Origin of the sequence: Mycoplana sp. MJR14 (assembly GCF_029210525.1) — a bacterium.
Classification (GTDB): Bacteria; Pseudomonadota; Alphaproteobacteria; order Rhizobiales; family Rhizobiaceae; genus Mycoplana.
Genome location: NZ_JARGEO010000036.1, coordinates 1 through 292, shown reverse-complemented (window position 1 = coordinate 292; position 292 = coordinate 1). Strand labels below are relative to the sequence as shown.

General features: G+C 67.5%; 1 protein-coding gene. It reads left to right on the top strand.

The features are described from left to right. Positions 1-292 (top strand): DUF4082 domain-containing protein (locus P0086_RS25220; protein WP_275790830.1); only part of this gene is annotated, 292 nt, incomplete at both ends.

The following is a 292-nucleotide window of genomic DNA, read 5'->3' as shown; positions in this document are numbered from 1 at the left end:
CGCCGCCAACACCACCTACATCGCCTCCTACCACACCACCGGCGCCTACGTGGCGACCAACAATTTCTACACCAGCGGCGTCCCCAACGGCCCGCTGACGGCCCTGTCCAGCGCCGCTGCCGGCGGCAACGGGGTCTACCGCTATGGCGGATCCGCCACGACGGGCATTTTCCCGAACGCCACCTACCAGGCGGCAAATTACTGGGCCGACGTGGTCTTCCGGCCGACGTCGTCGAACAACACGGTACCGACGGCGGTCGCCGATACGGGCAATGCGACGGAGAAGGGCGGC